We start from the raw sequence: 22,654 nt of genomic DNA, 5'->3' as shown, positions 1-22,654 counted from the left end.
CTGGGGCCGGGGCCGTCCGGTCCCGGCCGGAGGCCGCCGAGTACCCTGACGGGCACATCCGCCATCCGGACGAAATGGGGCTTCGCATGGACGTGCTGCGTGTCGATGACCAGCTCACCGATGAGGAGCGGATGATCCGCGACACGGTCCGCACCGTCGTCGCCGAGAAGGTCCTGCCGAACGTCGGCGAGTGGTTCGAGCGGGGCGTCTTCCCGGCCCGCGAGCTGGGTCCCGAGCTGGGCAAGCTGGGGCTGCTGGGCATGCACCTGCAGGGGTACGGCTGCGCCGGGATGAGCGCGGTGGCCTACGGGGTGGCGTGCCGGGAGCTGGAGGCCGGCGACTCTGGGCTGCGCAGCTTCGTGTCCGTGCAGGGATCGCTGGCGATGGCGGCGATCCACAAGTTCGGCTCCGAGGAGCAGAAGCAGGAGTGGCTGCCGCGGATGGCGGCCGGCGAGGCGCTCGGCTGCTTCGGGCTGACCGAGCCCGACCGCGGCTCCGACCCCGGCGACATGCGCACCCACGCCCGCCGCGACGGCTCGGACTGGGTGCTGAACGGCGCCAAGATGTGGATCACCAACGGGTCCGTCGCCGATGTCGCGGTGGTGTGGGCGCGGACCGACGAGGGCATCCGGGGCTTCCTGGTGCCCGCCGGGACGCCCGGGTTCTCCGCCTCCGACATCCACAGGAAGCTGTCGCTGCGCGCGTCGGTGACCTCGGAGCTGGTGCTGGACGACGTGCGGCTCCCCGCCGATGCGGTGCTGCCCGGCGTGACCGGGTTGAAGGGCCCGCTGAGCTGCCTGTCGGAGGCGCGGTACGGGATCCTGTGGGGCACGGTCGGCGCGGGCCGGGCCTGCTACGAGGCGGCGGTGGAGTACGCCAAGACGAGGGAGCAGTTCGGCCGCCCGATCGGGGCGTTCCAGCTCACCCAGGAGAAGCTGGCGTGGATGGAGGTGGCGCTCGGCCAGGCCGGGCTGACCGCCCTGCACATCGGCCGGCTCAAGGACGCCGGCAAGGTCACCCCGCAGCAGGTCTCGTTCGGCAAGCTGGCGAACGTGCGGGCGGCGCTGGACGTGGCGCGGCAGGCCCGTACCGTGCTGGGCGCGAACGGGATCACGCTGGAGTACCCGGTGATCCGGCACATGAACAACCTGGAGTCGGTGCTGACCTACGAGGGCACCCAGGAGATCCACACCCTGGTGCTGGGCCAGGCGATCACCGGGATCCCCGCCTACCGGGGCTGACCCCGGGGCGCCCGGTCGGCGCCGTCTCGATCCGGCCGGGGTCCTCCGCCCAGCGGGCCTGGCCGCCCCCGCGGAGCCGGGGACGGCCAGATCGTCCGTCACGCCTTCCCGGAAGGCCGGGGGCGGCCGGGCGACGGGTCAGCGGGACCGGCGTTCCGGGCGGTCGGAACGCTCGCGGCGGACGATGGTCTTCTTGCCCTTGATGGTGGTCCGCCGCAGCGCGTCGATCACCTCGGCGGCGGCCGACTCGGGCACCTCCACCAGGGAGAACCGGTCGGCGATCTCGATCGCGCCGATGTCGCGGCCGCGCAGGCTGGACTCGCCGGCGATGGCGCCGACCAGGTCCTGCGGGCGGACCCCGTTGCGCCGGCCGAGGCCCAGGAACAGCCGGGTCATCCCGGCGGTCGGGCCGCCGCGGCGCTCGCCGCGGCCCGGCCGGTCCTCGCGCGGACGGCGCGGGGCGACCTCGGGGATCTCCTCCTCCTCGTCCGCGGTCGCGCCGCCGGCCTCCTGGGCGAGCTTGACGGCGGCCAGCGCGACCTCCATCACGTCGAACTCGTCGGCCAGCGACTCCACCACCACCCGGTACGGGTCCAGGTCGTCGTTCAGCAGGCTCTCGCGCAGCGCGGCGCGGGTCAGCTCCAGCCGGCGGGCGCGCAGGTCGGCGACGGTGGGGATCTTCTCCACCGTGATCTTCAGGCCGGTGGCCCGTTCGATCGCCTTGAGCATCCGGTGCTCGCGGGGCTCGGCCAGGGTGAGCGCCACGCCCTCCCGCCCGGCGCGGCCGACCCGGCCGATGCGGTGCACGAACGAGTCGGGGTCGGACGGCACGTGGTAGTTGACCACGTGGGTGAGGTGCTCGACGTCGATGCCGCGGGCGGCCACGTCGGTGGCGATCAGCAGTTCGGCGGTCCCGGCGCGCAGCCGGCCCATCACCCGGTCGCGCTGGTCCTGGTTCATCCCGCCGTGCAGCGCCTCGGCCCGGTAGCCGCGGCCGTTGAGCATCTCGGTCAGCTCGTCGACCTGGTCGCGGGTGCGGCAGAACACGATCGCGGCGGCGGGGGCCTCCACGTCCAGCAGCCGGCCGAGGGCGGCGGGCTTGTGGGCGCGGTCCACCACGTAGGCGCGCTGGCGGACCAGCGGGGGCTCGCCGACCTCGCGTTCGGGCCGCTTGATCTCGATGCGGACCGGCTGCCGCAGGTGCCGCCTGGCGATCTGGTCGATGCGCGGCGGGACGGTCGCCGAGAACAGCACGGTCTGCCGCTGCTCGGGGGTCTCGGCCAGGATCGCCTCGATGTCCTCGGCGAAGCCCATGTCGAGCATCTCGTCGGCCTCGTCGAGCACGACGGTGCGCAGCTCCTCCAGGTGCAGGGCGCCCCGGTTGATCAGGTCCAGGGCCCGGCCGGGGGTGGCGACGACCACGTCGACGCCCCGCTTGAGCGCCCCGAGCTGGCGGCCGATCGGCGCGCCGCCGTACACCGGCAGCACCTGCGCGCCCATCTCGCGGCCGTAGCGGTGGAACGCCTCCGACACCTGGATGGCCAGCTCACGGGTCGGGACGAGCACCAGCGCGCACGGCGGGGCGCCCTCGGCCCCGGCCTTCTCCAGCCGGTTGAGGACCGGCAGCGCGAACGCGGCGGTCTTGCCGGTGCCGGTGGCCGCCTGGCCGAGCAGGTCGTAGCCGTCCAGCAGCGGCGGGATGGCCTCGCGCTGGATGGGGGTCGGCTCCTCGTAGCCCAGCCCGGACAGCGCCTTGAGCAGTTCGGGCCGCAGCTCCAGGTCGGCGAAGCCGGCGGCCTCGCCGGAGGTGGTGATCGTCATGGTCGGCTCCTCGGTTCTGCCCGTCTTTCGTACCGTGTCCGCCGCGAACGCCACGAGGCAGGCCCGGCGGTGCTGGGCCTGCCTCGTGGTTCGGCTTGCGGTGGGGCCGCTCAGAGGGCGCGGACCTGGTCGGCCTGCAGACCCTTGGGGCCCTGGACGGCGGTGTACTCCACACGCTGGTCCTCGGTGAGGGTGCGGAAGCCGCGCATCTCGATCGCCGAGTGGTGCACGAAGATGTCGGCGGAGCCGTCATCGGGGGCGATGAAGCCGAAGCCCTTGTCGGGGTTGAACCACTTCACGGTTCCCTGAGCCATGTGTGTCTCCTTCGAAGACTGGAGCATCCCCGCGTGCGCGGGGAGCATTCGTTCCTTCGGACCCGCGTCGGATCGCACGGTCCCGGCCTACGGCCGCCACCTTCAAAGGAGCTGGTCCCTCGAACGATGAAGCGCCCGCTGTCAAACCCTGCGGCGCTTACACGTTCGCAAACTTCGACTACAACCACACCGTACAGCGTGCGGGGCGCCGGAGAAATTCCCGGCGCTCGCCAGCAGTCTACGCGGCCCGGCCGACCGGCCGCGCCATCTGGTCCTCCACCCCGGCCGGCGCCTTGGTGGACATCTTGTCCAAAAGACTATTGGCAGATCGCCAATAACTCTCTAGGCTGCCCCGCAGGACGCCCGAGGGTGACGCGGACGACACCGCCCGGCCGTCCGTCCGCCTCTCCCACCCGCCCGGGGTCGTTCCCCGGAGTCGCAACGCCCCTGCGGCATCTAGGAGGTGAGCGCACTGGCCGTCGTACAGGTACCGGTGCGGATCCACGGACTGCTCAGCGAGGTCGGCGAGCTGTTCGTGGTGGCGCTGGAAGGGCTCCGGCGGACCTGGGACGTCCGCAGCTGGTTCTGGGAGTTCGTCGAGCAGGCGTGGTTCCTGGCCCGGGTCACCAGCCTCCCGGTGATCCTGGTGGCGCTGCCGCTGGGGGCCACCGTGGCGCTGCAGGTCGGCCAGGTCGCCGCGCAGCTCGGCGCGCAGTCGGCCACCGGCGGCGCGGTGATCGTCGGGCTGGTCCGCGAGGTCGCGCCGATCGCCGCGGCACTGATCATCGCGGGGGCCGGCGGCTCGGCGATGACCGCGGACATGGGCACCCGGCGGATCCGCGATGAGCTGTCGGCCATGGAGGTCATGGCGATCAACCCGATCCACCGGCTGGTCACCCCCCGGCTGTGGGCCTCCAGCCTGGTCTCCACCCTGCTGGTGTCGCTGGTGGTGCTGTCGGGGGCGGCCGGCGGGTTCGTGTTCAACGTGCTGCTGCAGGGGGTCACCCCGGGCGCCTACTTCGACGGCGCGGTCTCCCTGCTGCAGACCTCCGACCTGGTGGTCACCCTGCTCAAGGCCTGGCTGTTCGGCATGATCGCCGGGATCGTGGCCTGCCACATGGGGATGGCCTGCGCCTCCACCCCGGTCGGGGTGGGCCGCGCGGTCAACCGGGCCATCGTGGTCGCGTTCATGCTGGTGTTCGCCCTCAACTACGTGATCTCGACGGTGTACTTCGTCGCGTTCCCGCCCAGGGTCGGATGAACGGCCTGCTGTCCACCGGCCGCGCGGGAGTGCGCGGCGGCGTCCGCACCGCGACCGGCGCGGTCCGGCGCACCGGCGACCTGGCCGACTGGCCGCTGTTCGTCGGCCGGGTGCTGCTGGGGATCGGCCGCGACCTGATCTGGCGGCGCAAGTACGGCAAGGTCGTCGCCCGCCAGGTCAGCGACGTGGTGGTCGGCGCCGGGGCCACCGTGGTCGGCGGCGGCATGATCTTCGTGATCTTCACCATGGCGTTCTTCGTCGGCACCGAGATCGGGCTGCAGGGCTACACCGGGCTGCAGAGCATCGGGGCCGAGTCGTTCATGGGGCTGGTCGGCTCGTTCGCCAACGTCCGGGAGATCACCCCGGTGATCGCCGCGGTGGCGCTGGCGGCGCAGTGCGGGTCGGCGTTCACCGCCGAACTGGGCGCGATGCGGATCTCCGAGGAGATCGACGCGCTGGAGGTGATGGGCATCGGGTCGTTCACCTACCTGGTGTGCACCCGGGTGCTGGCGGCGCTGATCGCGCTGGTGCCGCTGTACCTGATCGCGCTGTTCGCCAGCTTCTTCGCCACCCGGCTGATCACCACGCGGTTCTTCGACCTGGCGCCGGGCGTCTACGACTACTACTTCCAGCTCTACCTGCCGACGATCGACCTGGTCTACAGCTGCGTCAAGGTGGCGGTGTTCGCCTTCGCGGTGATCGCCATCCACTGCTACTACGGCTACTACGCCACCGGCGGCCCGGCCGGGGTCGGCCGGGCGACCGGACGGGCCATCCGGCTGTCGATCATCGTGATCGTCACCCTGAACCTGCTGCTGTCCTACGTGTTCTGGGGCAACGGCGAGACGGTGAGGCTGACCGGATGAACGCCGAGGACCTGCCGCTCGGCCGCCGGCTGGTGATCGCCGCGATCACCCTGGCCGCGGTGGCCGCGCTGACCTGGACGCTGGTCACCGAGCCCTTCGCGCCCGAGGGGACCCGGCTGACCGCCGAGTTCGGCCGGGCCGGGCAGGGACTGTCCGGCGACGCGCCGGTCAAGATCCGCGGCGTGGACGTCGGCCGGGTGACCGGGGTGGAGCTGACCGCCGCCGGCCGGGCCCGGGTCACCATGGCGATCGACCCGGGGGTCCGGGTGCCCGACACGGTCACCGCCGTCGTCGAGCCGTCGTCGGTGTTCGGCCCCAAGTACGTCAACCTGCTGCCCGGCGCGCACGAACGGCAGGGGCCGTTCCTGGCCTCCGGCGCGCACATCGCCCGCACCGCCGATCCGCGCGACCTGTCGGACCTGCTCGGCGACGTCGACTCCGCGCTGGCCGCGATCGACCCCGACGAGGTCGCCGTCATCATGAACACCCTCGCGCAGGGCCTCGGCGGGCAGGGCCCCAGGATCCGCCGGACCATCGACCAGAGCGAGGTGCTGCTGAACGTGGCGCACCGGCACCGCCACGACGCCCGCGTCTTCCTGGCCGACGGGGCCGACCTGGTGACCACCGTGGCCGGGTTCTCCGGCGAGGTCGTCGCCATCACCGGCGACGCCAACACGCTGATCACCGGGGTCGCGGCGGGCGGCGAGGACCGGCTGGGCTCGTTCGCCGACCGGCTGGCGGAACTGTCGGCGCTGGTGGCGCACGGGTTCGACCGGCGCGGCGGCCAGCTCGGCGCGGGCTTCCGCTCCGGGGAACGGGCGGTCGGCATCATCTACCGGCAGCTCCCCGGCATCGGCGACGCCGTCCGCACCGGTAACCAGATCCTCCCCATCTACGGGGAGCTGACCACCATCCCGGGCCCGGACGGCAAGCACTACATGGGCGTGCACGGCTGGCTGCCCAACGACCCGTGCGCGCTGATCGTCGGGCTGTGCGGGCCGGGAGGTGCGGGACGATGATCGCCGGACGCCGCGGGCTGCTGCTCAAACTGGTCCTGTACGTCACGGCGACCGGGCTGCTCACCGCGTTCATCGGGGCCCAGATCGCCCGGGTGGACCTGTCCGGCGGCTGGACGCTGAGCGCCACCTTCGAGGACGCCAGCGGCCTGGCCGAGGGCGACCAGGTCAAGATCGCCGGCGCCCCGGTCGGCCGGGTCGACGAGATCAAGGTGGTCAACGGCCGGGCCAGGGTGACGATGACCGTCCGCGACCCGGTGCGGATCCCCGCCGACAGCCAGGCCGCGATCCGCTGGCGCGACGCCATGGGACAGCGGGTGGTCTACCTGGTGCCCGGCACGAGCCGGACCATGATGCGGCCGGGCGCGCACATCGCCCGCACCAGGTCGGTGGTCGACGGCGGCGAGCTGATCAACCAGCTCGGCCCGCTGACCGCGAGCCTGGACGGGGCGCAGGCCAACGAGCTGCTGGCCTCGCTGGCGCAGGCGATGGACGGCAACGCCGCCGACGTCGACCGGCTGATCGGCGACATCGAGACGCTGTCGGCCACCCTCGCCCAGCGCCGCCGGGCGCTCCGGCAGATGATCGCCGACTACGCCACGGTCAGCGAGATCATCGCCCGCCGCGACAAGCAGATCGCCGGCACCGTCGACGACATGGTGACGCTCAGCCACGCGTTCACCGACAACCGGCGGCTGATCGACCGGTCGCTGGTGGAGCTGGCGAAGATGGCGCGGACCTCGGAGGCGGTGCTGGCCCGCAACGCCGGGCAACTGGAGGAGATCGTCGCCCGGCTCAGCGTGTTCACCTCCGGGATGCGGCGCAACCACGACGCCGTGCGCGAGGTCCTGGAGAAGGCCCGGCCCAAGCTGGAGCACATCTTCGCCGCCGTCGACAACGGCGAGTACATGGAGGTCGCCGCCCCCTGCCTGACGCTGGCGGCGCCGCCCTGCCCCTACCCCACCCGGCTGCCCGCCGACCGGGAGGGCACCGGCCGGGTCGACACCGTTCCCGAACTGCAACGGCTGATCGTCGGAGGCGGATGATGGCGCTCAAGTCGTTCCGTGATCGCAACAAGATCACCGTCGGGGTGGTGTCCACCGGGCTCCTGGCCCTGCTGGTGGCGTCGGTGTACCTGGTCGGCACCGAGGGCCTGCTGCGCGACCGCTACGCCATGTCGGGGATCTTCACCGACACCGGCGGGCTGCGCGCCGGCGACGAGGTGCGGGTCGCCGGCGTCGCGGTCGGCGAGGTCACCGAGGTCAGGCCCGACTGGACCAACGGCCGGGTGCTGGTCGCCTGGGAGGTCGACTCCGACGTGGACCTGGGGACGGGCACCCGCGCCGAGGTGCAGGTCGCCACCGTGCTGGGCGGCCGGTACCTGCGGCTGTCCGGGCCGGTCGCCGCGCCGCACATGGCCGACCTGCCGGAGGACCGGCGGCGGATCCCGGTCGAGCGGACGGCGGTGCCGACCACGTTCAACGACGTGCTGAAGACCTCCACCCGGGCGGTGCGCAGGCTCGACACCCGCTCGATCCAGACCATCGTCGCCGAACTCGGCGGGCTCAGTGAGCGGGACCGGGGCAGGCTGAGCCGGGCGCTGACCAACCTCACCGAACTCGCCGAGACCGTCAACGAGAGCGACCCGCAGATCCGCAAACTGCTCGACAACGGCGAACGGCTGGTCGCCCTGGCCGACAGCAAGGAACGGCAGCTGCTCACCCTGATGAACAACGTGCAGGCCATGCTGGACGAGCTGGAGCTGCGCCGCGACGAGCTGTCGGCGTTCCTCGGCGGCGGCGACGCCACCGTCACCGCCATGACCCGGCTGATCGACCGGCAGCAGGACAGGCTCAAGTCGATCATCAAGGACCTGCAGACCACGCTGGCCGCGCTGCGCCCGGCCAGCGACGAGTTCAACGCGCTGCTGGCCTGGGCCGGCCCCACGCTCAGCGGCCTGTCCTCGGTCGGCGGCCGGGGCCCCTGGCTGGACGTGGTGGCGACCGGGCTCGGCCCGCTGTCACCCGAGGACCTGGCCGGCCTCGCCCGTCTCGCCCGGCAGCAGGGAGCCGCCCGATGAGAAGACTGACCGCGCTGGCGACCGGGCTGGCACTGGTCGCCGCGACCGGCGGATGCTCGGTGGCCGGCGGGGACGGCGCCTACCGGGTGACCGTCTACTTCGCCAAGACCACGTCGCTGTACGAGCAGTCGCGGGTGAAGGTGATGGGCGCCGACGCCGGCGTCGTCACCGGCATCACGGCCGAACGCGGCCGGGTCCGGGTCGACCTGGAGATGAACGAGGAGGTGCCGCTGCCCGCGAACGTCCACGCCGCGATCGTGTCGGCCAACACGCTCGGCGAACGGTACGTCCAGTTGCACCCGGCCTGGCGACGGGGACAGCCCAAGGCCGGGCCGGGCACCGTCATCCCGGTGGAGCGCACCGAACTGCCGGTGGAGGTCGACGAGGCGCTCGACGCGTTCGGCAGGCTCGGCGACTCCCTCGACGCGCGGACCATCGGCGACGCCGTCGAGAGCGGCGCCGACGGGCTGCGCGGCAAGGGCGACGACGTCAACCGGGGCCTGCAGGCCGCCGCCACGCTGACCGGCGACCTGGCCGCGCAGGACCGGCGGCTGGTGCGGGTCGCCGAACGGCTGCGGTCCCTGGCCACCACCCTGAACGAACGGGACGAGCGGCTCACCGGGCTGATCGACTCGTTCTCCGCCACCAGCCGCACCCTGGCCGAGGAACGGCAGCGGCTCCAGGCGTTCGTCAGCGGCCTGGCGGCGGTGATCCAGCGCAGCGAGGTGCTGATCACCGCCTACCGGGAGACGCTGCCCGGCACCGTCGCCGACATGTCCAACATCGTCATGACGCTCAAGGCCAACGCCGGCGCCCTCAACCAGACGATCGCCGCGCTCGGGCGGTTCGCCGACGTGGCCGTCCAGGCGTGGGACCGCGACCGGAACACCGCCACCGTGCGGATCATCGTGCACGGCACCGTCCGGGCCTGGCTGCAGCCGCTGTTCACCGCGATGGGCTGGGGCACCGTCCCGTGCATCGAGGACGAGCCGCAGCTCGGCAGGTGCACCGAGGGGGCGCGATGAGGGCGCGGCGCGCGATCGTCGCCCTGGCGCTGGCCCTGGGGACGACGGCGGGATGCTCGCTCCAGACGCTCGGCGCGCCGCGCGGCGGCATGGAGCTGACGGCGACGTTCGACGACGTGCAGAGCCTCACCGTCGGGCACGGCGTGCAGATCGCCGACGTCAAGGTCGGCACCGTCACCGGCATCGAGCTGACCGGCTACCGCGCGACCGTCACCATGTCGCTGGAGGACGGCCGGCGGGTCCCCGCCGGCACCACCGCGATGATCTCCCGCACCTCGCTGCTGGGCGAGAACTACGTGCGGCTCACCCCGCCGCCCGGCCGCGACCTGCGCACCGGCCCGTTCCTGGCGGACGGGGCGAAGCTGACGCAGACCTCGGTGCAGCCCGACCTGGAGCAGATCACCGAACGGGTCGGGCCGCTGCTGGCCGCCGTCGGCGGGCGGAACCTGGAGACCATCACCACCGCGGGCGCCACCGCGATCGGCGGCAAGGGCAGGCAGCTCAACGCCCTGATCAGGAAGGCCGCCGAGGTCACCGACAGCTACGCCGCCGCCAACGCCGACCTGGCCCGGGCGCTGGACGCCATGGCCCGGCTGGGCGGCACGCTGGAGGCCGGGCACGACGAGCTGGACAGGCTGCCCGGCAACATCCGGCTCGCCACGCGGCGGCTGGCCGCCGACCGCGCCCAGCTCAAACGGGCGGTGCGGCAGTTGCTGGAGATGGCCGAGTCGGTGAACGCCAACATCCAGCTCCGGCACGGCGAGCGGCTGGAGAACGTGCTGCGCCAGGCCGACCAGCTGATCGAGGCGGCCGTCCGGGGCCGCGAGGACCTCAAGGCGCTGACCCTGTCGGTGCTCAAGGTGCTGGAGGGCCCCTCGGTGTCGTACGGCGGGCAGGGGCTGATGTTCATCTGGCTGCGCGGCTTCCTGCCCGCCGAGGGCGCCCCCGCGTCCGCGGCGCAGGCCCCCGGCCCGCTGCGCGACCTGCTGGAGCCGCGACCGTGAACCACAACCGCCGCATCGTCGTCAACCTGGTGTTCTTCGGCGCGCTCGGCGTGGTGCTGGCGATCTGGGCGGCGAGCAGCCTGATCGACATCGACGCGCTGCGCCGCCCGGTGCCGGTCACCGCCGACTTCGCCTCCTCCCCCGGCCTGAACCCCGGGCTGGAGGTCACCCACCTGGGCGTCCGCGTCGGCAAGGTCGGCGCCATCGAGCTGAAGCCGGGCCACGCCGAGGTCCGCATCGACCTGGACCGCCACGCCCAGGTGCCGTCCACGGCGGGCGCCCGGGTGATGCGCAAGTCCGCCATCGGCGAGCCGTACATCGAGCTGACCCCGCCCCCCGCGTCCGCGGCCGAGCCCCGCCCGCTGCGGGCCGGGGATCACATCCCGCTCAGCCGCACCGCCGGCGGCACCGACTACCGGCACCTGTTCCGTTCGCTGGGCGACACCCTCGACGCGGTCGACCCCGAGGACGCCCGCACCCTGGTGCACGAGACGGCCACCGCCCTGGAGGGACGGGACGACTCGCTCCGCGACCTGATCGCCGACACCCACCGGCTCACCGGCACCCTGGCCGCCGAGGCGTCCACCCTGGACGCCCTGTCGGTGCAGCTCACCCAGCTCACCGGAACCCTCGCCGACCACCGGTGGCAGCTCGCCTCCGGAGTGCAGAACCTGGCGACCGTCACCGGCTCGATCCGCCAGTCCAGGCAGCGGCTCGACACCGTCCTGGAGGAGGGCCCCGGCTTCCTGGAGCAGGTCAACAAGCTGCTGTCGGAGGCCCGGCCGGGCCTGGACTGCCTCCTGACGGCGGTGTCCACCCCCAGCGAGCCGATCTTCAGCCCCCGGAACGAGGCCCGCATCGACCACCTGGTCGAGATGGTCCCCACCCTCAAGGCCCTGGTGTCCGACATCACCGTCAAGGAGGGCGGCCACCGCTACGCCCGGGTCATGCCGGTCATCACCATCGCCGGCTCCGGCTCCGACCAGGGCGCCGAGTTCGCCAAGCCCCGCCCCAGGCCGACCCCCCGGCCGCTGAGCGTCTGCCCCGCCACCGAGGGCGCCGACCCCGACCAGGCCGGCGCGTTCAACGCCGAACCCGGCGGCGGCAAGCCCGGCCAGGGCGGCACCACCGCCCTCCGCAAGACCACCGACCAGAAGGACGGCTCCCCCGTCTCCGGCGTCCTGCCGCTCCTGCCGCCCCTGCTCGGAGCCCTCGTCGTCATCGCGGTCGGCGCCCGGACCCTCCGCACCCTGATCCGCCGCCGCTCCGGCCGCTGAGGAGAGATCCATGACCCCCAAGACCATGACCTGGCTGGGCGACGAAACCGCCCCCAGGCCCTCGGACACCACCACCCCCGAAGACACCGGGAACCCCCCGGCCGAGCCCGGGAACGACACCCCTCGAACCACCACGAAAGGCGAGAACGCCGACAAGCCCCCGGCCGCGACGAAGATCAAGGGTGGCGAGGCCCAGACGACCGCAAAGGACGAGGCCGACGACACCCCGGCCATCGAAGCGACCGACGACGCGACCTCCACCGCTGACGAACCCGAAGACGCTGACGAGACCCCGGTCACCGCGAAGGCCAAGGGCGGCAAGACTTCGGCCGCCGAAAGGAGCGAGCGCGACAGAACCGGGGCGGTCGTGAAGGACGAGGAGGACACTCCGGCCGACGAAGCGACCGACGAGACGATCTCCGCAGCCGACGAGACCGAGGACGCTGACGAGACCCTGGTCGCTGCGAAGGGCAAGGGCGACAAGGCGCGGGGTGCCGCGGGAGGGAAAAACGGCAAGGTCCGAGCCGTCACGAAGGGTGAGGACGACGTTCCGGCCGACGACGAGGCTCCGGTCGCCGCGAAGGGCCGGGGTGGTGGGGGGCGGCGTAGGCCCTCGGGGGCGGTGCTGGTCAAGGGGGCGGTGCTGGTGGCGTTGGCGGCCGCGATCGTGGTGGCCGGGTTGCAGTGGCACCGGGCGGACGGGATGGCCGAGGAGGAGGCCGCGCGCAAGGCGGTGCGGACCCGGGCGGCCGAGTTCGGGGTGGCGTTGCTGAGCTATGACCACGACGATTTGAAGGCGGCGCGCCAGAAGGTCATGTCCATGGCCTCCGACGACTTCGCCAAGACCTACGACGTGGCGTTCACCGGGGGGCTGGAGGGCGTGATCGGCCGGCTCAAGGCCGACGCCACCGCGTCCGTCCGCGACGTGTACGTCAACGACGTGGACGCCACCACGGCCAAGGCCGTCGTGGTGCTGGACTCGGAGGTCAAGAGCACCGCCGGGACCCGCCGGGTGCTGGGCTCGTACCTGGAGATGAGCCTGGTGCGCCAGGGCGGCCAGTGGAAGGTCACCGAGGTGTCGTCCATCGGGACGATCAACGAGAGCATGTCCGGCTCGAACGGCTCGAACGGTTCGAACGGGGGGAACGCGACCCCGGCTCCGTCGGCGTCGCCGGGCCGATGACCGGAGCCGGCCGGAGTATGGTCGAAACGACGATGACCACCAGTTCCAGTGACGCGACCGGGCTCTGCCCGACGACGGTGAGGGCGTAGATGAGCAAGGCCACGGTCGGCGGTGAGACGACGCGCCGGGTGCGCAAGGAGCCCGACGAGCGGCGCGACCAGATCCTGCGGGTCGCCCGGGAGCTGTTCAGCAAGTACCCGTACCAGTCGGTGTCCAGCACCCAGATCGCGGACGCGGCGGGCGTCAGCCGGGGCCTGCTCAACCACTACTTCGGCACCAAGCGGGAGCTGTACCTGGCGGCGGTGCAGCACATGCTGCAGGTGCCGCCGCTGCCGGTGCCGGCGTTCGTCGAGGGCGCCAGCGTCCGCAGCCGCGTCACCCAGGCCCTGGACGGCTGGCTGGAACTGCTGGAGCGCAACCGGGGCACGTGGATCACGGCGCTGGACATGATGGCCTCCGGCGGCGACCCGGAGCTGGGCCGGATCCTGGACGAGGCCCGCGACCGCGCCGTGGACCGGGTCTGCGAGGTGGTGGGGCTGGCGCCGCTGGCCGCCGAGCACGACGAGGTGCGCTCGGCGCTGCGCGGGTTCTCCGGGATGGCGGAGGCCACCACCCGGGAGTGGCTGAAGTTCGGGCGGCTGACCCGGGCGCAGGTGCACATGCTGCTGGAGCGGACGGTCCTCTACATCACCGAGCAGGTCGTTCCCCAGCTCGTGGCCGACGTCGTGCGCAGCGACCAGGAGACGTCCCCGTCCACCGTCTGAACGCGCGGGGGTGAAGCCGGACGCCCCGAAGGCCGCGGCACCGGCCTCGACCGGCGCATACCCGGACTGTCGCCCTGCCGACAACGCGGAGCGCCCTCCCCCGCCCGCGGGACGGGCGAGGGAGGGCGCGGTGCGGCGGGGTGTCAGCCGGTGACCGCGAGGTCCTTGGTCACCGGGGTGGGCGCCGGGGCCACGACGGCGGGCCTGTTGAGCCCGCTCTGCCCCTTGTTGCCGCCCGTGTGGTGGCCCTGTTCGGGCCGGCTCTCGGGTGCCTTGGGCGCCTTGGGCACCTGGTGCCCGATCCGCTTGGCGGCACCGCAGGTGGCCGAGGCGATGCCGAGGCGCTGCGGCTTGCCGTTCGCCGACGGCAGGTTCAGCTCGATGGCGGTGACGGTCAGCCCGCCCTGCGGGTTGCGCCGCTGGCTGTTGAGCACCACCGAGGCCTCGCCGACGCCGTCGATGGGCACCTGCAGCTTGCTGTTGGGCTTGGGGTTGGCGGCCAGGCGCCTGCCGTTCAGGTACGCGTTGCCCAGGGTGGCGTTGCCCTTGCGGGCGTTGCACGAGGCGCTGACCGTCTCGGCCTGCAGCAGCCGCTGGGCCACGTTCAGGTCGGACACGCTGGCCCGGCCGGAGTCGCGCTGCGCCGAGGCGTTCAGCCCGGAGGCGTTCACCAGCGAGTTCGGCGGCAGGTCGGCGACGGACTTGCGCTGCGGCGTCTTGCCGGTGGCCGCCACCTGCGGGGTCGCCGGCAGGGTCACCAGCCCGTCGGCGGTCAGGCCGTACGCCGAGCCGTGGTTCTTGGCGCCGGTCTTGTCGGCGAACGCGGCGGGCGCGCCGGCGATGACCACAGGGGCCACCAGGACCCCGGCGATGGCGGCCGTCCGGGCCGTGGATGACAAACGCACGCTTCCTCCTTGAGAGGTCGACGGTCGGGATTGGGGAAGGGGTCTTCGTGATCGGCCGGGACCGCTGCGGCCCGGCCGGTGTCGTGTCGGGCCGGTCAGGTCACCAGCACGAGGGTGCCGAGCGGGATCCGGCTCAGCCTGGTCAGGGCGTCGCCGGGCACCCGGATGCAGCCGTGCGTGACGGCCTTGCCGAAGACCGACGCGTCGCGCCAGCCGTGGAAGGCGACGGTGCCCGGGCCGCCGCCGAAGGTCTCCAGCGTCTCCGAGTGGGTCCCCACCGGCACGATCAGCGGGCTGAACGTGGGCCTGGCCGGCTTGAGCAGGGCGAGCAGGAACGTCCGCCCCTTCGGGGTGGGCGTCCGGGCCGCGCCGACCGCCACCGTCCAGGCCCCGGTCCTGCGGCCGGACTCCCACAGGGTGAGCCGCCGCCGGGCGAGGTCCACCCTGACCAGATGGGAGGTGCGGGCGACGGTGAGCCTGCCGTCGTCCCGGACCCATCCGGTCACCCCGTTCGGCCTGCTGGGCAGCAGCACCTGCAGCCAGCCGGCCCGGGCGGCCACGACGGGCACCCAGGTCGGGCCGTCGAGCTGCCGGTCCGGCAGCGCCGCCACGGCCGGTCCGCCGGGACGGGCCGCCACCTCCACGGGGGTCGCGGGGTGCACCACCGTGCCGTCGGTCTCCGCCTGCGGCGCGGGGTCCTGCGGCAGGCCGCGCAGGGTGGTGAACGTCGTCGCCTGCGGCAGCCTGGTCAGGTCCGGCCCGGCGGAGGGCCGGGCCGCCGGGCCGCCGCCCCCGCCGCAGCCCGCCACCACCACCGTGCAGGCCGCACCCGCCAGGGCACGCCGCCACCGGCGGGCACGCCCCACGGCATGGCATATCCCTGGGGAACGATCGGTCACGAGAACTCCAAACCGGGACACCCCGGCAGAGGGGGCGGTCACTCAACGCGACTGGTGTCGCACGGGTGTCCCAGGTTTACCAGGCGTGACACCTCAATCACGGTAAGCAGTCGAACCCGTGACGGCAAAATCCGCTTTACCCGCCCCGCGATCATCCCTCTGACCTGCACATGTCCGCTCCATCCCGGATGACCGCGGCACCCCGGACGCCCCGTCCGCCGGAAATTCCGCCCGCCCTCCAACCGGTCACCCTGGGTGCGGTCTCTTCCGGAAGGAATGCGGGGCAGGCGTTCGTGACGGCGCCCCTCCTGCACCCGGCAGGTCCGCCTCCCTGTCCGACACCGCGAACCTCCTCAGCCTGGCCCCCGAAGACCTCATCGGCACCCCGGGCGAACAGGACGAGCACCTCGCCCAGTGGTCCCACTCCCTGCAGGCCCGTTGACCCACCGGGCGGGCGGCACCGGTACGCCCCCCTCTCGTTTCCAATGTGCCGGTGTCAAAGGCTCCCCGCGCCCCGGCGGCTCGCTCCGTAGCGACGTTCATAGAACGCGGGTCGTTCTCCTTGTAGGGGCGGGCCCTGTCGGCGCATAGACATAGGCGGGGTGTTGCGCTCTGCCCAGACCGAGGATGAACCCGTACAGCAGCCCCATGGTGAGCACGATGAGGTGCCCGCCCCCTAGGGAAAGGGTTATGCGGACGAGTTCTCCTGTAGTCATGGGGCCTCCGCGCCATTGATACGGGCCCAGACGACTTGCCCGCACATCCGGGGGCGAGGGCCAGTGGATGGTGCCCCCACGCGGAGGAGAGGGCGTCCACCATGAACAGGCCCCTTCCTCCCTGTGCGTCGGGGCCGGGTTCCGGTAGACGCGGCTGACCTGGCGCGTCGTCCCATACGCAGACCTCGATCTGCGTTAGGCCACAGTACGGCTCGATGAGGACGATGACTCTTGTGGCTTCTTCCCGGACGGCATTCGTGACGAGTTCGGTGAGCACCGTCTCGGTGTCGCCCACCAGCCCTTCCGCACCCCATTGCCGCAGGTGGAGCGACGCCCACCGGCGCGCCGTGTCGTCAATGGGGGCCTCCCACTTGACACATCCGAGTTCGGCCGCCGGCACCACCCGATCGGCGATACGCCGTACCGCACCCCGGACACCGATTCGCCCGCACCCGTGAAATTCACATGACGTGTCGACTTTTGCATGGCGACTCCAGAAAAGACCCGGCGCCATCATCGACTGGCGGCAACACTGTGTGCCGAGACAATCACGCCACCGGAGCGCGAAGATCCCCGTCAGCGGCGGAGGTGTTGCAGGGCCTGGGCGCAGAGGCCGCAGGCCGTTCCCCACAGGGCGTTCATCAGGGTCATGGGGAGGATGGCGACCGGGTGGGCGAGAGGGCCCTGGAGTTCGCCGGTGAGGATGGGCGAGAGGATCCCGCTCAGCACGATGGAGGCGGCGGCGTAGGCCACCCCGGCGCAGACCAGGGTCAGGACGGGCTCACGGGCCCGGGTCAGGGCGGGGATGAGGATCCAGGCCAGCGAGATCGCGGCGGTCAGGATCAGCGGAGTGGCGGGCCTGCCCAGCGCGTCGCTCCATCCGGCGATGGAGAACAGCGGCCGGATCAGGGCGATGCCCGTGAGCAGGCAGACCAGGGGCCAGTTGATCCGGTCGCGCACTCGGGCGCCCGGACCGGGGACGTGCTTGCCGGTGTCCATGTCCCGAACGTAGGAACGCGCCCTGCCCCGGCGGATCGGCCCGGGGCCGACACTTGCCCGCCGCCGCCTACCGTCCCGGTTGTCGGCCCGGCGCCCCGCCGTACCCCAGAAGTTGCACGGGGCCGAGCGCGTTCCCAGGAGCCGTGCGGGCCACCGGCCGCCTGTGGGGTGATCTGTCTCACGCGCTGTCACAGCGATCGATCGCACGGTGTCTTGAGGCCGAATCCCTCGAACGGAGGAGGCACCATGAGCGGGAACACCGAGGTGGTCGTGGTCGGCGGTGGATACGCCGGTGTGATGGCGGCCAATCGCCTGACGCAGCGCGACGACGTGACCGTGACGCTGATCAACCCGCGCCCGACCTTCGTCGCGCGGCTCCGCCTGCACCAACTGGTGGGCGGATCCCACGGCGCGGTCGTCGACTACCGGGAGGTCCTGGCCGAGGGCGTCCGGCTGGTCGTCGACACCGTGACCCGGATCGACGCGGCCGGGCGCAGCGTGACGTTGGCCGAGGGCGGCACGGTCGGCTACGACTACCTGATCTACGCGGTGGGCAGCGGCAGCACCGACCGGCGTGTGCCCGGAGCGGCCGAGTTCGCCTACCCGATCGCCACCCTGGAGGCGGCGCGGCGGCTGCGGTCGGTCCTGGACGCCGCGCCCGCAACGGCCGCGCTGACGGTCGTCGGAGGCGGCCCGACCGGCATCGAGACCGCCGCCGAGCTGGCGGAGCAGGGCCGCCGGGTGACCCTGGTCTGCGGAGGCGTGCTCGGCCCGTACCTGCATCCTCGGGCACGGCGCACGGCTTCCAGGCGGCTCGCCAGGCTCGGGGTGACCGTGCTCGACGGCCCCGACGCGGAGGTCACGGCGGTGACGCGCGACGCCGTCCGGCTCGGTGACGGCCGCGAGCTGCCGAGCGAGGTCACCATCTGGACCGCCGGATTCGGCGTGCCCGATCTGGCCGCGCGCAGCGGGCTGCGCACCGACGCCGCCGGGCGCCTGCTCACGGACGAGACGCTGACCAGCGTCGACGACGAACGCATCGTCGCCGCCGGGGATTCGGCGGCACCGTCGGACCTGCCGTTCCGGATGAGCGCCTATGCCGCGGGCTGCCTGGGCGCGCACGCCGCCGACACGGTGCTGGCCCGGATCGCGGGCGAGCACCCTGCGCCCGTCGACCTGTCGTTCCCCGCCATGTGCATCAGCCTGGGCCGTCGCGCCGCCATCTTCCAACTCGCCCACAAGGACGACACCGCGATGAGGCTCTACATCGGCGGCCGCGCGGGCGCGAAGCTCAAGGAGCTCTCCTGCGAGTACAGCGTCAAGCACCTGGTGGACGAGGCGCGCAAGCCCGGTTCGCACACCTGGCCCAAGGGCGACAAGCGCCGGCAACTGCTGCGGGCCAGGCGCGGCCAGGCGCCGGCCGCCGCTGGACGGATCGCCTAGCCAGGCACTCGTCGTCAACGGATCTGGACTCCCGTGTCGTACGGCGGCGCCCTCATCGCAGGGCGGCGCCGCACGACATGCGGTCGTCGGCGGTCCTGCGAGGATCGGACCGCCGGCGGCTCGATGTGTCACAGCCGTGCGCCGGGCGGTGTCTCGTTCTCGACCGCACCGACCCGATGGATCGGACCGAACGGCTACCAACGAGAAGGACCCCGGCTGTGGATGCATCGCGTGAAGGCCGCCGGCGACCAGGACCGCCCGCCGAGAGGGCTCCGGAGGTGAGCGAACGCGCCACCGACCCGGCGACCGAGACGTTCGTCGCCCACCGCAACCTGCTGTTCACCGTCGCCTACGAGCTGCTCGGATCGGCCGCCGACGCCGAGGACGTCCTGCAGGAGACCTGGCTGCGGTGGGTAGAGATCGACGTGGAGCAGGTCCGCGACCAGCGCGCCTACCTGGTGCGGATCACCACCCGCCAATCGCTCAACCGGCTGCGCACCATGAAGCGCCGCAAGGAGGCGTACGTCGGCTCCTGGCTGCCCGAACCGCTGCTGACCACACCGGACGTGGCCGAGGACGTCGAGCTCGCCGAGAGCGTGTCGATGGCGATGATGCTCGTCCTGGAGAGGCTGGCGCCGACCGAGCGGGCGGTGTTCGTGCTGCGCGAGGTGTTCGACGTCGGCTACGACGAGATCGCCGAGGCCGTCGGCAAGAGCCCCGCGGCCGTCCGCCAGATCGCGCACCGCGCCCGCCGGCACGTCGAGGCCCGCCGCCCTCGCCGGATGGTCTCCCCGAGCCAGACCCGGGCGGCGGTGGAGTCGTTCCGGCGCGCGCTGGAGACCAGGGACCTGCAGGGCCTTCTCGACGTGCTCGCCCCGCAGGTCGTCCTGGTCAGCGACGGCGGCGGCGTCAAGCGGGCCGCGCCGCGGCCGGTCGTCGGCGCCGGGAAGGTGGCCCGCTTCTACCTCGGCGGCTCCGGCAGGGTCGAGGGCGCGATCACCTGTGACCCCACCGTGGTCAACGGCGAACCGGCACTGGTCGTACGCCTGGACGGCGAACTCGACGGCGTCCTGGCGATCTGTGTCGAGGACGCCCGCATCACCGGCCTCTACTACGTCCGCAATCCCGAGAAGCTGACCCACGTCGAATCCGAGACCCCGCTCACCCTGCGATGAACACCGGTGCCGGAACGGCCGCCCGGGATTCCCCGGGGCCGGCCGGCATCGGAACTGGGAAAGTCACGCCAAGCGTCCCGGCGTACCCCAGAAGTTGCCCGAGGCTGAACGCGTTCCAGGAATCGTGCGGGCCACCGGCCATCCGTTGAGTGATCCAGGCCACACCTGCCCGGTGGGCGATTCCTCCCGGTCCCCTGCCGGGTCTGCATGAACGGACCGGCTCACCCGAGCCGGTCCGGAGCTCGACTGGCGGGGTCGCCCGTCGCGCCCCGAACCCGCGCCGACCGGGGAGAGGACCCGTGACCGTCACCCTGCCCGCCACCGCCCGCGAACTGCTCGACGGGCCGCACACCGCGATCCTGGCGACCACGAAACGCCGACGGACGGCCGCAGTCCTCGGTGATCTTCGTCAGGCGCGACGGCGACACGGTGCTGTTCAGCACGATCCGGGGGCGGTTGAAGACCCGCAACATGGAGCGCGATCCCCGCGTCAGCCTGCTCGTGCTGGCGGACGCGTTCGCGTACGTGGAGATCCGCGGGACGGTGACGATCACCGACGACCCCGGCAAGGTGCTCCTGCGCGAGATGTACGACCGGTACATGGGCGGCGCGGAGCCGCCGCCGGAGCCCGGGGCCGCGCGGGTGGCCGTGCGCGTCACCGCGGACAAGGTCCACGTCTGGCCGCCCGCCCCCAACGCTCGGCAGAGCTGACGCCCGAACTCCCGCACCGCCGACCCCCGCACGTCACCGCGGGCAGATCCCCATCCATCCGAAAGGACGACGCATGCGCAAGATCATCGAGTCGACGCTGATCAGCCTCGACGGGGTCGTGAACGACCCCGGCTCGTGGGCCCTGGACTACTTCGACGACGAGTTCCTCAAGGAGGCGTTCGAACTCCTGCAGGGGTGCGACGCCATGCTCATGGGCCGCGGCACCTACGAGGACCTGTCCTGGCGCTGGCCGGGCCAGCAGGGGGACTTCGCCGACGCGATCAACGGGATCCGCAAGTACGTGTTCTCCTCCACGCTCGAGCGGGCCGACTGGAACAACTCGGTGATCGTGCGCGGCGACGTGGTCGACGAGGTCCGGAAACTCAAGGAGGAGGGCGGCGGGGACCTGGTCGTCTTCGGCCACGGGCGGTTGTCGCACACCCTCCTCGAACACGGCCTCCTCGACCGGCTCCGCTTCGCGGTGCACCCCGTCGTCGTCGGCCGGCCCCTGGGTCCGTTCCGCGAGAACCCCAAGACGCCGCTGACCCTGATCGGCACGCACGCCCGCCAGTCGGGGGTCGTCGTGCTGAACTACACCGTCCGGAACGACTCCGCCGGGGTCTCCTGACGGCACCCGCCCATCCCGGCCCATATGCCGCTTAGATTCGTGGCATGAGTGCTTGGGACGCCGAGGCGGAAGGCGTGCTGCGGTTGCCTTCGGGACGGCTGGTCCGGGGGCGGGGGCTGCGGCGGCCCGTTCCGGAGGGGGCGCGGCCCGACTTCGGGGTGTACCTGCTCGGGCGGCGGCCCCCGTCCGTCGACTGGGAGTCCCGGTGGGTGCGCTGGCCGGACTTCCGGCTGCCGTCCGACCGGGAGGACGCGGTGCTGGCGTTCCGCCAGGCGTGGGAACGGGCCGCCACGGAACGGGTGGAGATCGCGTGCGGCGGAGGCGTCGGGCGTACGGGCACGGCGCTGGCCTGCCTCGCCGTGCTCGACGGGGTCCCGCCCGGCGAGGCGGTCTCCTACGTGCGGCGGCACTACCGGCCCCGTGCCGTGGAGACGCCCTGGCAACGCCGTTTCGTCGAACGCTTCCCCCGCCCGGCGACCAGCGCGTGATCACGTACGTCCACCGAGCCCGGTGAGACACCGCCACGGACGGCGACGCCGGGGCCGTCACGGGAACGCGCGGTCGGCGTTCAGTGTGTGATCACGTACGTTCACCGTGGGCGGCAGGGCGCGCCCTGCGGACGGCGGCGGGAGCGGTCAGCGTTCGGCGGCCAGGCGGACGCCGAGGCCGATGAAGATGCCGCCGGTGGCGGTGTCGATGCGGCGGCGGGCCTTGTGGCGGGTGCGCAGCCAGCCGCCGATCCGCCCGGCCAGGACGCCGACCGTGCCGTCGACCAGGAACTCCAGCGCGATCATGACGGCCCCGAGGATCGCGAACTGCAGCCACACCCGCCCGAGGGACGGGTCGACGAACTGGGGCAGGAACGCGATCGTGAACGTCACCATCTTGGGATTCAGCAGGTTGGTGACCAGTCCGCTGACGAACGCGCGCCGGTCCGACATCCCCCTGCCGGCGACCGGCTCGTCCATCCCCCGACGGCGTTTGCGGATGATCTGGACGCCCAGGTAGATCAGGTACGCCGCGCCCAGGATCCGCACCACCGTGAACGCCACCGGAACGGCCGCGAACAGCGCCGCCAGGCCCACGGCGGCGACCGCGATGTGGATCGCCTCGCTGACGGCCACCCCCGCCGTCGCCAGCAGACCGGCCCGGGGACCGCCCCGCATCCCGCAGCCGAGCACGAACAGCATGTCCGGCCCCGGAGTGACCATCGCGATCAGCGTGGTCACCGTGAACAGCACGAGCAGTCTCTGATCCACCGGCATCATTCGATGCTGACACACCCCACCCCCACCCCGAAAAGCCTTTTTCCTCCCCGATGTCCGA

Annotated in this window: 23 protein-coding genes; 16 read left to right on the top strand and 7 right to left on the bottom strand. The window is 72.5% G+C overall.

Going from position 1 to position 22,654, the window contains the following annotated elements:
- The first annotated feature begins 86 nt into the window (after nt 1–86).
- Nucleotides 87–1,241, top strand: coding sequence for an acyl-CoA dehydrogenase family protein (locus HNR21_RS09110; protein ID WP_182704852.1), 1,155 nt, complete (start codon nt 87–89; stop codon nt 1,239–1,241).
- A gap of 138 nt (nt 1,242–1,379) precedes the next feature.
- Here the strand turns inward: HNR21_RS09110 and HNR21_RS09105 are convergent, their stop codons facing one another.
- Nucleotides 1,380–3,062: a DEAD/DEAH box helicase gene (locus HNR21_RS09105; RefSeq protein WP_182704851.1), complete on the bottom strand. Its 1,683-nt coding sequence runs from the start codon at nt 3,060–3,062 to the stop codon at nt 1,380–1,382.
- Nucleotides 3,063–3,172: 110 nt separating this feature from the next.
- Nucleotides 3,173–3,376 (bottom strand): cold-shock protein, encoded by a 204-nt coding sequence (locus HNR21_RS09100; protein ID WP_119726820.1) that lies wholly within the window; start codon nt 3,374–3,376, stop codon nt 3,173–3,175.
- A 463-nt stretch (nt 3,377–3,839) separates the two neighbouring features.
- On the opposite strand from HNR21_RS09100, the gene HNR21_RS09095 reads away from it, so the two are divergent.
- From HNR21_RS09095 to HNR21_RS09050, 10 genes are all read left to right on the top strand, one after another.
- On the top strand, nt 3,840–4,637 hold the full coding sequence (locus HNR21_RS09095; RefSeq protein ID WP_312880931.1) for an MlaE family ABC transporter permease: 798 nt from the start codon (nt 3,840–3,842) through the stop codon (nt 4,635–4,637).
- Nucleotides 4,634–5,503: an ABC transporter permease gene (locus HNR21_RS09090; RefSeq protein ID WP_182704850.1), complete on the top strand. Its 870-nt coding sequence runs from the start codon at nt 4,634–4,636 to the stop codon at nt 5,501–5,503. Before HNR21_RS09095 ends, HNR21_RS09090 begins: the two co-directional genes overlap by 4 nt.
- Complete coding sequence (locus HNR21_RS09085) at nt 5,500–6,522, top strand: MCE family protein (protein ID WP_182704849.1); 1,023 nt, start codon at nt 5,500–5,502, stop codon at nt 6,520–6,522. The genes HNR21_RS09090 and HNR21_RS09085 overlap by 4 nt, the downstream gene beginning before the upstream one ends.
- Nucleotides 6,519–7,565 (top strand): MCE family protein, encoded by a 1,047-nt coding sequence (locus HNR21_RS09080; protein WP_182704848.1) that lies wholly within the window; start codon nt 6,519–6,521, stop codon nt 7,563–7,565. The genes HNR21_RS09085 and HNR21_RS09080 overlap by 4 nt, the downstream gene beginning before the upstream one ends.
- Entirely contained in the window at nt 7,562–8,599 is a 1,038-nt protein-coding gene (locus tag HNR21_RS09075) for an MlaD family protein (protein WP_182704847.1), read from the top strand. Before HNR21_RS09080 ends, HNR21_RS09075 begins: the two co-directional genes overlap by 4 nt.
- A complete protein-coding gene (locus tag HNR21_RS09070) occupies nt 8,596–9,624 on the top strand; it encodes an MCE family protein (protein WP_182704846.1) in 1,029 nt (342 codons plus the stop codon). The genes HNR21_RS09075 and HNR21_RS09070 overlap by 4 nt, the downstream gene beginning before the upstream one ends.
- A complete protein-coding gene (locus HNR21_RS09065; RefSeq protein WP_182704845.1) occupies nt 9,621–10,628 on the top strand; it encodes an MCE family protein in 1,008 nt (335 codons plus the stop codon). Before HNR21_RS09070 ends, HNR21_RS09065 begins: the two co-directional genes overlap by 4 nt.
- The gene (locus tag HNR21_RS09060) at nt 10,625–11,905 is read left to right on the top strand and encodes an MCE family protein (RefSeq protein ID WP_182704844.1); all 1,281 of its coding nucleotides are present in this window, start codon (nt 10,625–10,627) and stop codon (nt 11,903–11,905) included. Before HNR21_RS09065 ends, HNR21_RS09060 begins: the two co-directional genes overlap by 4 nt.
- A gap of 10 nt (nt 11,906–11,915) precedes the next feature.
- The gene (locus HNR21_RS09055; RefSeq protein ID WP_182704843.1) at nt 11,916–13,088 is read left to right on the top strand and encodes a hypothetical protein; all 1,173 of its coding nucleotides are present in this window, start codon (nt 11,916–11,918) and stop codon (nt 13,086–13,088) included.
- Nucleotides 13,089–13,177: 89 nt separating this feature from the next.
- Nucleotides 13,178–13,852: a TetR/AcrR family transcriptional regulator gene (locus tag HNR21_RS09050; RefSeq protein ID WP_119726810.1), complete on the top strand. Its 675-nt coding sequence runs from the start codon at nt 13,178–13,180 to the stop codon at nt 13,850–13,852.
- Between the two features lie 143 nt (nt 13,853–13,995).
- On the opposite strand, the gene HNR21_RS09045 is transcribed toward HNR21_RS09050, so the two are convergent.
- From HNR21_RS09045 to HNR21_RS09035, 4 genes are all read right to left on the bottom strand, one after another.
- On the bottom strand, nt 13,996–14,757 hold the full coding sequence (locus HNR21_RS09045; protein WP_182704842.1) for a choice-of-anchor P domain-containing protein: 762 nt from the start codon (nt 14,755–14,757) through the stop codon (nt 13,996–13,998).
- Nucleotides 14,758–14,852: 95 nt separating this feature from the next.
- Nucleotides 14,853–15,623 (bottom strand): protein-sorting L,D-transpeptidase LdtCP, encoded by a 771-nt coding sequence (locus HNR21_RS09040; RefSeq protein ID WP_312880930.1) that lies wholly within the window; start codon nt 15,621–15,623, stop codon nt 14,853–14,855.
- Nucleotides 15,624–15,902: 279 nt separating this feature from the next.
- Nucleotides 15,903–16,886, bottom strand: a complete 984-nt coding sequence (locus HNR21_RS36580; RefSeq protein ID WP_376766619.1) for an ATP-binding protein — start codon at nt 16,884–16,886, stop codon at nt 15,903–15,905.
- Nucleotides 16,887–16,948: 62 nt separating this feature from the next.
- Complete coding sequence (locus HNR21_RS09035; RefSeq protein WP_182704840.1) at nt 16,949–17,371, bottom strand: hypothetical protein; 423 nt, start codon at nt 17,369–17,371, stop codon at nt 16,949–16,951.
- 246 nt (nt 17,372–17,617) lie between these two features.
- Between HNR21_RS09035 and HNR21_RS09030 the strand changes: the two genes are divergently transcribed.
- The 5 genes from HNR21_RS09030 (at nt 17,618) to HNR21_RS09010 (ending at nt 21,816) form a co-directional block, all read left to right on the top strand.
- The gene (locus HNR21_RS09030) at nt 17,618–18,814 is read left to right on the top strand and encodes an NAD(P)/FAD-dependent oxidoreductase (RefSeq protein WP_182704839.1); all 1,197 of its coding nucleotides are present in this window, start codon (nt 17,618–17,620) and stop codon (nt 18,812–18,814) included.
- 278 nt (nt 18,815–19,092) lie between these two features.
- Complete coding sequence (locus tag HNR21_RS09025; RefSeq protein ID WP_182704838.1) at nt 19,093–19,989, top strand: RNA polymerase sigma-70 factor; 897 nt, start codon at nt 19,093–19,095, stop codon at nt 19,987–19,989.
- Between the two features lie 399 nt (nt 19,990–20,388).
- Entirely contained in the window at nt 20,389–20,700 is a 312-nt protein-coding gene (locus HNR21_RS09020; protein WP_312880929.1) for a TIGR03618 family F420-dependent PPOX class oxidoreductase, read from the top strand.
- A 73-nt stretch (nt 20,701–20,773) separates the two neighbouring features.
- Nucleotides 20,774–21,328, top strand: coding sequence for a dihydrofolate reductase family protein (locus HNR21_RS09015; RefSeq protein WP_182704837.1), 555 nt, complete (start codon nt 20,774–20,776; stop codon nt 21,326–21,328).
- A gap of 44 nt (nt 21,329–21,372) precedes the next feature.
- Nucleotides 21,373–21,816, top strand: coding sequence for a protein-tyrosine phosphatase family protein (locus HNR21_RS09010; protein ID WP_182704836.1), 444 nt, complete (start codon nt 21,373–21,375; stop codon nt 21,814–21,816).
- Between the two features lie 147 nt (nt 21,817–21,963).
- Here the strand turns inward: HNR21_RS09010 and HNR21_RS09005 are convergent, their stop codons facing one another.
- Entirely contained in the window at nt 21,964–22,587 is a 624-nt protein-coding gene (locus HNR21_RS09005; protein ID WP_220500098.1) for a LysE family translocator, read from the bottom strand.
- Between the last annotated feature and the right edge of the window lie 67 nt (nt 22,588–22,654).

Source organism: Thermomonospora cellulosilytica, assembly GCF_014138835.1.
GTDB lineage: Bacteria > Actinomycetota > Actinomycetes > Streptosporangiales > Streptosporangiaceae > Thermomonospora > Thermomonospora amylolytica.
The sequence above is the reverse complement of the archived record's forward strand: the minus strand, read 5'-3'. Positions and strand labels throughout refer to the sequence as shown.